13 protein-coding genes are annotated in these 9300 nt (G+C 27.9%); 2 read left to right on the plus strand and 11 right to left on the minus strand.

Annotated features, from left to right (window positions below):
- Positions 1–59: 59 nt before the first annotated feature.
- From MBFIL_RS00085 to MBFIL_RS10385, 10 genes are all read right to left on the minus strand, one after another.
- Entirely contained in the window at positions 60–392 is a 333-nt protein-coding gene (locus tag MBFIL_RS00085; RefSeq protein WP_066970142.1) for a hypothetical protein, read from the minus strand.
- On the minus strand, positions 331–1911 hold the full coding sequence (locus MBFIL_RS00090) for a phage portal protein (RefSeq protein WP_066970145.1): 1581 nt from the start codon (positions 1909–1911) through the stop codon (positions 331–333). Before MBFIL_RS00090 ends, MBFIL_RS00085 begins: the two co-directional genes overlap by 62 nt.
- The gene (locus MBFIL_RS00095) at positions 1908–3365 is read right to left on the minus strand and encodes a phage terminase large subunit family protein (protein WP_066970148.1); all 1458 of its coding nucleotides are present in this window, start codon (positions 3363–3365) and stop codon (positions 1908–1910) included. Before MBFIL_RS00095 ends, MBFIL_RS00090 begins: the two co-directional genes overlap by 4 nt.
- Complete coding sequence (locus MBFIL_RS00100; protein ID WP_066970151.1) at positions 3349–3951, minus strand: hypothetical protein; 603 nt, start codon at positions 3949–3951, stop codon at positions 3349–3351. The genes MBFIL_RS00095 and MBFIL_RS00100 overlap by 17 nt, the downstream gene beginning before the upstream one ends.
- 91 nt (positions 3952–4042) lie before the next feature.
- Positions 4043–4420, minus strand: coding sequence for a hypothetical protein (locus MBFIL_RS00105; protein WP_066970154.1), 378 nt, complete (start codon positions 4418–4420; stop codon positions 4043–4045).
- 52 nt (positions 4421–4472) lie between these two features.
- On the minus strand, positions 4473–4721 hold the full coding sequence (locus MBFIL_RS00110) for a hypothetical protein (protein WP_066970158.1): 249 nt from the start codon (positions 4719–4721) through the stop codon (positions 4473–4475).
- Positions 4722–4813: 92 nt separating this feature from the next.
- Positions 4814–5623 carry a hypothetical protein gene (locus tag MBFIL_RS00115; protein ID WP_066970160.1) on the minus strand — a complete coding sequence of 270 codons (810 nt, stop codon included), beginning with the start codon at positions 5621–5623 and terminating at the stop codon, positions 4814–4816.
- Between the two features lie 79 nt (positions 5624–5702).
- Positions 5703–6656, minus strand: a complete 954-nt coding sequence (rhuM, locus tag MBFIL_RS00120; protein ID WP_066970163.1) for a RhuM family protein — start codon at positions 6654–6656, stop codon at positions 5703–5705.
- A complete protein-coding gene (locus MBFIL_RS10380; protein ID WP_157078594.1) occupies positions 6657–6827 on the minus strand; it encodes a hypothetical protein in 171 nt (56 codons plus the stop codon).
- Between the two features lie 645 nt (positions 6828–7472).
- On the minus strand, positions 7473–7682 hold the full coding sequence (locus tag MBFIL_RS10385; RefSeq protein ID WP_157078595.1) for a TFIIB-type zinc ribbon-containing protein: 210 nt from the start codon (positions 7680–7682) through the stop codon (positions 7473–7475).
- Positions 7683–7833: 151 nt separating this feature from the next.
- Here MBFIL_RS10385 and MBFIL_RS00125 point away from each other — a divergent pair, with 151 nt between their 5' ends.
- Together MBFIL_RS00125 and MBFIL_RS00130 are read left to right on the plus strand one after the other, a co-directional pair.
- Positions 7834–8106, plus strand: coding sequence for a hypothetical protein (locus tag MBFIL_RS00125; RefSeq protein WP_157078596.1), 273 nt, complete (start codon positions 7834–7836; stop codon positions 8104–8106).
- Positions 8103–8525 (plus strand): HVO_A0114 family putative DNA-binding protein, encoded by a 423-nt coding sequence (locus MBFIL_RS00130; protein ID WP_066970174.1) that lies wholly within the window; start codon positions 8103–8105, stop codon positions 8523–8525. The genes MBFIL_RS00125 and MBFIL_RS00130 overlap by 4 nt, the downstream gene beginning before the upstream one ends.
- A gap of 25 nt (positions 8526–8550) precedes the next feature.
- Here the strand turns inward: MBFIL_RS00130 and MBFIL_RS00135 are convergent, their stop codons facing one another.
- Entirely contained in the window at positions 8551–8940 is a 390-nt protein-coding gene (locus MBFIL_RS00135) for a hypothetical protein (RefSeq protein ID WP_066970177.1), read from the minus strand.
- Positions 8941–9300: the final 360 nt, after the last annotated feature.

The raw sequence follows: 9300 nt of genomic DNA on the forward strand, positions 1-9300 counted from the left end.
TATTCTTCCTCCATTTAATTAATGTTATTATACTCACTTTTTTTGAATTATACTGAACATTACATGTATATGTTGTACTTTTCATTGAATTTTTTCACTTGTTCACCCTGAAGTTTTTGACACAGTCCTTTTTCTATTAAACTTGCAATATTTGATGTGTACTCTGCACCATTTTTATAAGCTAAATGAGAATAAACTAATAACAAATCATGATATTTTTCAAGATAGTTACTTAATATTTCACTAGAATTATTAATATTAGCTATTATTTCTTTTTCAACATCATCCCAAAAAATGTATAAATCATTTCTTAGATCTATTTCTAATTGGTCACGGTATTTTTCTTGTTCTTCTAAGGCGTTTAATACTCCTAATGATTGCTGAATCTTCATACTTATTTGCTGTTCCACCATCATTAGCAACACCTTCACCTATTAAATCATTCTCCAACGCATTATAAACACTACCAGCACCTTTTACTTCGTAGCGACCACCTAATAATTGACCATGATAATAATGCTCATCAAGTCTTGTATCATCTTTACTTGTAATATTGAAATGCTCACCTACTTCTTCACGAGCTTCATTAATCGTCATGAACCCTATTTCTAAGGCTTCTTTAACTTTAACCCATTCCTGGTCAAAACGTTTTTGATCTTGATCAATAATTTCAAATTCCCAATCATGAATATCCAAGCCTATTTGTAAGATATAATAATTAATATCGTCCTCATTATCCTTTTTAATATTCTCAATAACAGTTGTTTTATACGCATTATCTAACTCTTCACTATTAGAACCATTTAACTTTCCAGACTCTGTTATTCCCAGCCTATTAGGATCCATCCCATGAGCAGCTATTATCTCATCCCTGTTATCTTTACGATACAATCTGAAACTAGCTTCTTTAGTATCAACACTTAATGGTTTTATTTCAACCTGAACACGACTTTCCTCCATTCCTACGCGTGTGGGAACCATTACTGTTAGTGCTGAGTGAGGATTTTTAATAATTTCTTGTAATTGTTTTTTAATATTATACTTTAAAGTCTTCTTTTCATCATAATTCTCATCACTTGGTACAGGATCAGGTTCAAAATCCCCCGTTACTACTACACTAAAAGCAGGCATACCATAATTTTTAAAGAATGATGCATTATAATTAGCACGATGTATATCTCCATAAATAACTCTTATTGCAGGAATTATCTTAGATTGACCATAATATTTACTACGTGGTGTGTGTATATTAGTGAAAATTATTTCATTTGCTCTTTGAGTTTCAGGTAGTGGAGTGTATGATTTTAAACCAGTTTTATAATCTACATCATAGTAATGTTCATTTTTACCATATTTTTCTTTATTTTTATCCATCATTACAAAGTAGACTTTCTTCATACCTACTTGCTGAACAACTCTCACACCATCATCTAATCTTCTTATTGTGTGAGAAGGTATGTATTTCAGGTCAATTACTTTTGAATCACGACCATTTTCCCTTATAACTTCAAAAGCACCATAACCTACTGCTCTTGTATCATATGTACGTTTGTATAATAATTTAGTTATTGAAGGTCTGATCCTTTTGAAAAAATCTTCCGCCCTGATTTTTTCTTCCATGGATGGATTAGTGATGTTTGATTTTGGTTTAAGTGCCCAAGCTTTACCAGAAGCATCACTAGCTATGGCATCAACGCAACGTTCATGCCATGTGCTCAGCTCTAATAAATTAATTAATTTACTAGGATCATAAAGAGGTGTTAGTACTCCATCAATCTCATTAAACATTTGTTCTTCATTTATCTGTTCTGAACCTTCTGTTTTAATAGCATATTTCTCAAGAACATCATTTTCAACTAAATCCCATTCGGAACCATTTTTAGTTACTATAAATGAGTGTGATTGTGTCATACTATTCTTCTCCTTTTTGGTTTAAGCCAGTATCTTGCAGAACCTGTTGCAGTATCAGTAATATTATCCACTCCTCCATCTTCACCAGTAAATTCACATAATTCATCAACAATCTCATCAAAAATATCATCACTTATTTGGATTTTATCATCTTCTGCTAGTGCTTGAAGATCAAATGATCTTGTTAATTTATCTCCTGCTTTACTGACTTTATCAGGTAGAATACGGAATCCTTTTAATTCTTTGATTTGTCTGAATTTTTGGATTAATAGTTTACTCATTCCACCTGGCTCCTGTTCAATTTGTATGATTGTTTTCTTAGTATCATGGATACTGGTTTGTTCAAATGTGGTTATCACTGCTTTAGGTGATAGTTTAGCGTGTTTGAGTTTAATGAAGTATAAATATTCTCCATCCCATGAGGATAATAATCCTGCTGTTGCATCTCCATCTTCACCGCTAGCTGCAAAATCCCAGTATCTTAATTTTGGTAATTCTTCAGTTAATTTTATGATTTCTTCTTTAGCTATTCTAGATTTACTGAACCATATTCTTTTAAAGACATCTCCATCAGGTGTTTTTGGTTCTCCTTGGTAAACTGCTTCAAATCTGAATGATCCCATTTGTTTTTTAATAGCTTTAAGCTCTTCAATGGGAACTTTATCAGACCATAATGCTTCACCTTTATCTCTACCTAAAACATCATTTTCTTTTGCTATTGCAGGAGTATTACAAATAACCCAAGTACCATAAGGAATGGAACCTCCATTTCTTAATATTTCAATCGCTTCTTTAAAAGAAATTTGAGGTTCAGTTTCTAATATTTGCCCTGCTAAATCCTGTACATTTAATCTCTGCCATATACCAACAACCCATGGTTTAATCCCAGTTGCAATATCAGTATCTAATCTAGTTTTTGCTTCTGTAAACCACCAATCATTTAACTCTTCTTGATGAACCTTAGATCTTGCTTTTTTAAACCCTTTAGTAGGATCATCTATCAAAAATCCATGTGCACCTTCACCAAGTATCGATCCTCCAGTACCCGTGGTTAAAAGTCCTCCACTATGATTTTTAATATCCCATTGATGGGCAGCTGTGCTGTCTTCAGCTAACTCAATTGGAACAGGAAATAGATCAATCCCTATTTTTTTAAGTAAGTTTCTAGCTCTACGACCCCATCTACGACTGAAATTTGCGGAATGAGTAGCTAAAATAACTCTTTTATCTGGAAAATGCCCTAAAAACCATGTTAAAAAATAATGAGAAACCAATAAAGATTTACCATGTCTGGGAGGCATGAATATCATTAAACGGCTTAAACGGCCTTGAATAACATATAATAATAATTCTATGATTAATATTAAATGCTTTGAAGGTTGCCATGTTCCTTCACTTGCCCACATAGCAAAACTGCCAGGATCTGAAGGAATATCTTCAGCTTTTGCTTTCATTATTAGCACTTTCTAACAATTTCCTAGTTAGATCAACAAATTCATGTTGCATTAATATTTTCTGTGAAGATTCTAATTTACTTTTCACATTAACACTAACATTAACTTCATCACTTTTCAAAATATCAGATTTAACTTTAACAGCATTAACAGCACTATTTTTAATTGCTAATTTATGTCTTTCAATATCTAACTGCTTTGTTCTTTCATCAGAATATAAATCATTAGTATTTAATGTAATATTCATAGCATCTTCAATTATAGCATCTAATAACTCTATACCAGTAACAACTTTATTAACTGTTTCATCTATTTTCTCAATAGCACTGATTTCTTTTTTAATAGCATTATTAACAATCTTTTTTTTAGATTTTTCTTTAGATTTTTTTTCAATATATTTTTCTGTAGCTTTACCAGTAATATTAAGATGGTTTTTTTTATAGTTATTAATTGAAGTCTTGCTTATCTTCTCATTATATTTATTTAGTAAGTAATCTGAAACGTATCTTGAACTTGCACCATTTAATAATAGTTCAATTATTTCATTTCTATGAATGGACATTTCAATAGCTGGTTTTGGTGGCATATTATACACATTTCATTGGCAAGGTTTGGCAAGGTTTGGCAAGGGTTCAACATTGAAAAGATTTTCATTTTTTTTATTTTAGCATTATATTTTAATCATCTAATTTTTCTTTTTCAATAGCTTCTAATTTTTTAAGTACTAATTCTGTAGCTATCTCAGTGGCCCTATCCTCAATAGTTTGATTTATAATAGCTAACTCCTTAATCTTAGATTGTTTTTTATATAAATCAATAGCTATAACAATAAATATAGCTATTAAAATGAGTAATGTTCCTAAGAGGATGCTCTGTTCTTGTTTTTGTATCATGAATGGATGTTCAATTATTCCATTTATGATTAATGCTCCTGCTACTGTTGTTAGTATGGAGGTTAGCATGGTTTTTACGAATCCACATAGCCATAGTGTTTTTTCGTATCCTATTGATTTGTATAGTTCTTTGGGGAATTCTGGGGTGTTTAATTCTTTCATTTTATATTTTACTCCTTTTGATTTGTTTTCTTCCCCAAATATGATAATTAATTTATTGATTGTTGGATTGACAATCCTTATGTATTTCTTCCTCTTTTAACTCTTCAGCCCTTATTACTCTTGATTCAGTGCTTAATTGATCAAAGGATTGAGTTAAGATTAATAATAATATTGATAAAATTAAAGTGATTGTTTTATACTCTTGTAATAATTGAATTACTTGTGGCAATACTGCTATCATTATAGCTATCATAGCAGTTATAAATTTAATAATATGGTTAGTTTTCTTTAAAGATTTCATAATGGATCAACTTAATAATTTCTCTTTATACTGAACATACTCATATTTAGCATGATTTTTAGATCCTTTTATTTTTCAGGGGTAAACTTTGCTTATCTCAGTAAGTTATTATTTTCAGTTACAACATTCTTACCAGTTCGAAGTTCAATATCTCGTTTAAGATTATAAGCTACTTCTCCTCCATTAATTGCAACTTTATTACAATCTCTAAATCCCGTAGGTTTTTCAAGATCCATTAAATATTTAGTAACTGATTCAGACACTTCTGTACAAATAAGTTCTGGAGTTGTGAAATGATCTCTTAAATTATCTTTCTTTTTTAATCTTTTCAAATCCCTATACCCTCTTGCTGTTAATCCACTCCATGCCTTGTACAAAGTATTAGTTATTATTCCATATTCTTTATCTTTAATTCCAGCTTCTTTTAATTTATCCCCTAATTCTTTCCTATATCCTATTGTTTTAAGTCTTTGAATTATCCATTCTGTGCTGTGTCCTTTTTTCTGGTATGTTTCAATAGTTTTGTCAATTAATTTACCAGGATCTGCTCTGTTACTATCTACTATCATTCCTTTCTTACGATATTCTTCACTTAATTGAATAACTTCTTTTTGTACTTCTATTCCGACATTCGAACGTGTTTTAATTCCTACATACTTAACTGATTCTATATCATAGAATACTGTAGCTTTAGACCCCTCTCCAATTATACAACTATTAGTTGTACAAATCAATTTGTCTTCTTTTAACTCTTTAAGGATTTTACTAGCTCTTTGTTGACTTACACAATATAATTCTGCAATAGCTATTTGATTAAACCACGCAGTATTATTTTTTTCATTTAGAATAACTTTACCTTTATTAAAGTTAAATTTACTAAATTTATTTGATATTTGCTTCATTAAAAAAGACCTCCATTAGTTAAAAAAAGTAAGAATAACATATCAATTAAAGAATTCATAGAAAAATACCTGTATTGGATCAACTTAATAATTTATCTTTATACTGAACATACTCATATTTAGCATGATTTTTAGCTTCAGAACTACTTACTTTACCATATCCAGTTAACTTTTCTCTAGCTATCATCTCAAGAGTTTCATCAAATACTTTTACAATATAATCTATTGTAATATCATCACCACGGTAAACATATAAATCTATTAAGTCAATCATTGCATTAACTGTTTTAATAAGATATTCTAATTCTAATTCAATTAAATAGTTTTTACCAATTTGCACATCTGATTTAGTAACTCCTTTTTTACCTTTCCATGTTGTAAGCCCCATATTTTCTTTTTTATGGTTAGCTCTAGAATAAATTATTTCAGATGATGTTTGACCAGTTACAAATTGATAAATTTTATTTTGCATTGTAGAATAGAATATTTTAACTTTAATATTATCAGTATTGTAATCTCTTGCTAATTTAAGAAAACTATTAAGTGCTTTTTGAACATTTGAAGCTTCTGCTCGTATTGATTTTAAATATTTCAATGCTTCACTTTGATAATCTTTTTTTATAAAGTAACCTTTTGTTCTTATTTCTTCTTGTAATAATCCTAATTGTTGGTTTCTTTGTCTTGATTGTTTTGTTCTTAATTCTGCGAGTATTTGAGTAATAGCAGGATAATTATATAATACTGGCATTTTACTGTGTTCTGTACCAGTTAAATGCTTTTTAACAGAATGTGCATATATGCACTTTTCTTCATTTAACTTGTAAGGTGTTATGAATTCTTCTTTTCTTAATTCACGCTCATATCTTTTAGTTTTATCTAAATTACCACCAAGTAAACCAATATCCTTAACAGTCATTAATATTTGATTATCTTTAGTAACAATCCACTTAACACTATTTTTTTCAAAAATTATAAGGGATTCATTTTGGAATATTATATTACCATTATTCATATCTTGTAACTCACTTTTCATTTATAAATCCTCCTCTTTTGGAAGTAAATCCCTAATTTTATGCAAGTTTATACTTCGCTCTAAATCCTCAATACTAGCAGTTTCAATCCATTTATCAAATAAATCTCTTCTATCATACTCATAGATGTATAATTCGTTTTTTAACTCTCGTTTTAATAATTCATCAGTCATTAACAAAAAACTCCCATAAATGATAATAAGTAAAAAAAAAAGTAAGAAAATAAAATTAACTTTATTATTTTAGTAGCAATGAAAAATTATAGAATCACGAAATAGTAATTAATTGTTGTTGTACAGGAGATGTCCCATAATTCAATAGATAATTAATTAAGACTCATTTTCTTAAATAAGTATTTTAAGAGTCTTATATTGTTGATAAATTAATTATATGGATATTTAATTAGTTATATAAATTGAATTTTAGCTATTCTAATCCAGTTTATCAATATATTTTTATAAATTCTACATAGAAATTGGCAAAAATTCTAAATATCATGAAAACATGTTATATTTAAAAATGATTAAAATAACTTTGTTTTAATATATATTTAATTAAAATGCTTAAAAATTAATTAAATAGATTTTAAACGACTTATAGAATTATGGAACATCCTCTACAAAGTTTGAAATCGGTTTTTTAAGCAATAGTTATAGTTTAGATAAAAGAAAATTCATTGCTACTAAAATAATAAAGTTAAATAAAATGTTTGAGTTAAAGCAGCACAAAAAAATATTATTATTATTATTATTTCAATTCCAATATGGTCTGATTTAATTAATTATTTTGTGCTTTAACTCAAACAAAATAAAGGAATATTAAATTTTACTCAAATAATACTCCAAAAACATTTCATTCGAAAACAAATCAACCACAGGTGCAGGGACATAATTAATAAACCCTTGTTGTAAAACCAAACCACATTTAACACAGTAATGTTCATCATGATGAGAATCATACACAATATGTGTATGTTCACATTCAAAACAGCTATTTATATAGGATTTGGGGTCATTTGAGGAAAACATATTTATCAGAATATTTAGATGTACTAGACTTCCTCACTATTATATAGGACACAGCGGAAAAATGTTTTTGATTTTTTAAATTAACTATATTAATGTGATGTTAATATAACAATTACATTTATATAATAAAACTGACATAAAATATTATTGCATGAAAATCGAAGACAAATATAAAGTACATGGCAAAATAGTATACTCCTCAAGAACGAAAACAGGATGCGCAGTAACCATAATGCCTGATGAAATAGTAATTGATAATTATCATGGAAAAGGAGGACACATACACCCAGATCCCACAAACCACGATATACAAAAATCCATAAAAAGTGAAGACCGAATAATTAACCTTAAAATAGTCCTGCACCACTTGAATAAAAATAAAACATTAAAATTAAATGAATTAATAGAGGAGCTAAGAAAATGATAATATCATTAATTAAAGAAGAAACATCAAAAGAATTCATAGAAAAAATGGAAGAAAAATACAACTCATACGAACAATTAGAAGAAGCATTCCAAAAAACAAAAAGAACAATACTTCATGTAGATCTCGAAAACTGGAAATACCTAAAAAACAATCCAGAAGAAACAATACAACTAACAGAAACACTATTCACCAACGAATTAAACATAGGAGAAAACGAAATTGAATTATTAAACCTAATTAAATCTAAAACACCAAAATCCATAAGAGAATTAGCTAAAATAATAGACAAAGATATATCAACAATACAACCAAAAATTAAGAAACTAGAAAACGAAGGTTTAATAGAATTAAAACAAGGAGGAAAAAATAGTAAAATACCAATAGTAAACTATGATAAAATAGAAATAGCTATCTAACAAAAAAAAAGAAAAGTAGTAAAAATCATCTACAACAATATAAATTATGCATAAAATTAGCATAATTCCTATCAGTTAATTTTAATTCTTTAAACACATTATAATTCTCTAACTTAACCTTACTATTATAAGATTTAAGAATAAAAAAACACACTAAAGCAATTATCTTTTCTTTACTACAATTCTTTAATAACTTTTTAAGATTAGGACATTCTTTTTTAATGAAATATGTTACTTCTTCTCTTTGAGTACCTTGCATATTCAACCTATTCATAATATTATCCGCAATACTTATTTTATCCTTCATTCTCCTATCCTTCCTTGATTCAGTGTACCATCTTAGTTTTTTGTTTAATAGTTCTTCTTGTTTTCTAATTGATAAATTACTAGTTAGTATTTGACTTGTGCTCATCATAATAAATCCTCACATATTTATTACTTTAAATTTTCATGATTCTCCCTATTTTGTATAATAACATACCCAACAATTAATAAATATAATATAAACTACTAACAAATACTCAGTAGGCATATTAAATAACCATAATAAAAAGTATGTAAATGACATTAACCAATTAACCAACATTAATTTTTTGATTTTGTGGTTTGTGTCAAAATTTTACCCCTTGTCATTTTATTTTTCAATGTTTTTATTTTTCATGTTAATAAATACTATTTACATGTTTAATTATTATCTAAAAACCTCCTGTGAAAAAAAATTTTTAAATCTAAAATTAAAAAAAATAAGAGCATAACAATCTATACAATGATTTTT

Origin of the sequence: Methanobrevibacter filiformis (assembly GCF_001639265.1) — an archaeon.
GTDB lineage: Archaea > Methanobacteriota > Methanobacteria > Methanobacteriales > Methanobacteriaceae > Methanacia > Methanacia filiformis.

What these genes read in the sequence shown, in the direction of transcription:
- MBFIL_RS00085 (WP_066970142.1), bottom strand. Translation starts at nt 392, where the DNA reads ATGAAGATTCAGCAATCATTAGGAGTATTAAACGCCTTAGAAGAACAA.
- MBFIL_RS00115 (WP_066970160.1), bottom strand. Translation starts at nt 5,623, where the DNA reads ATGAAGCAAATATCAAATAAATTTAGTAAATTTAACTTTAATAAAGGT.
- MBFIL_RS00135 (WP_066970177.1), bottom strand. Translation starts at nt 8,940, where the DNA reads ATGATGAGCACAAGTCAAATACTAACTAGTAATTTATCAATTAGAAAA.
- MBFIL_RS00125 (WP_157078596.1), top strand. Translation starts at nt 7,834, where the DNA reads ATGAAAATCGAAGACAAATATAAAGTACATGGCAAAATAGTATACTCC.
- MBFIL_RS10380 (WP_157078594.1), bottom strand. Translation starts at nt 6,827, where the DNA reads ATGACTGATGAATTATTAAAACGAGAGTTAAAAAACGAATTATACATC.
- MBFIL_RS00105 (WP_066970154.1), bottom strand. Translation starts at nt 4,420, where the DNA reads ATGAAAGAATTAAACACCCCAGAATTCCCCAAAGAACTATACAAATCA.
- MBFIL_RS00090 (WP_066970145.1), bottom strand. Translation starts at nt 1,911, where the DNA reads ATGACACAATCACACTCATTTATAGTAACTAAAAATGGTTCCGAATGG.
- MBFIL_RS10385 (WP_157078595.1), bottom strand. Translation starts at nt 7,682, where the DNA reads ATGTTTTCCTCAAATGACCCCAAATCCTATATAAATAGCTGTTTTGAA.
- MBFIL_RS00110 (WP_066970158.1), bottom strand. Translation starts at nt 4,721, where the DNA reads ATGAAATCTTTAAAGAAAACTAACCATATTATTAAATTTATAACTGCT.
- MBFIL_RS00130 (WP_066970174.1), top strand. Translation starts at nt 8,103, where the DNA reads ATGATAATATCATTAATTAAAGAAGAAACATCAAAAGAATTCATAGAA.
- MBFIL_RS00100 (WP_066970151.1), bottom strand. Translation starts at nt 3,951, where the DNA reads ATGCCACCAAAACCAGCTATTGAAATGTCCATTCATAGAAATGAAATA.
- rhuM (WP_066970163.1), bottom strand. Translation starts at nt 6,656, where the DNA reads ATGAAAAGTGAGTTACAAGATATGAATAATGGTAATATAATATTCCAA.
- MBFIL_RS00095 (WP_066970148.1), bottom strand. Translation starts at nt 3,365, where the DNA reads ATGAAAGCAAAAGCTGAAGATATTCCTTCAGATCCTGGCAGTTTTGCT.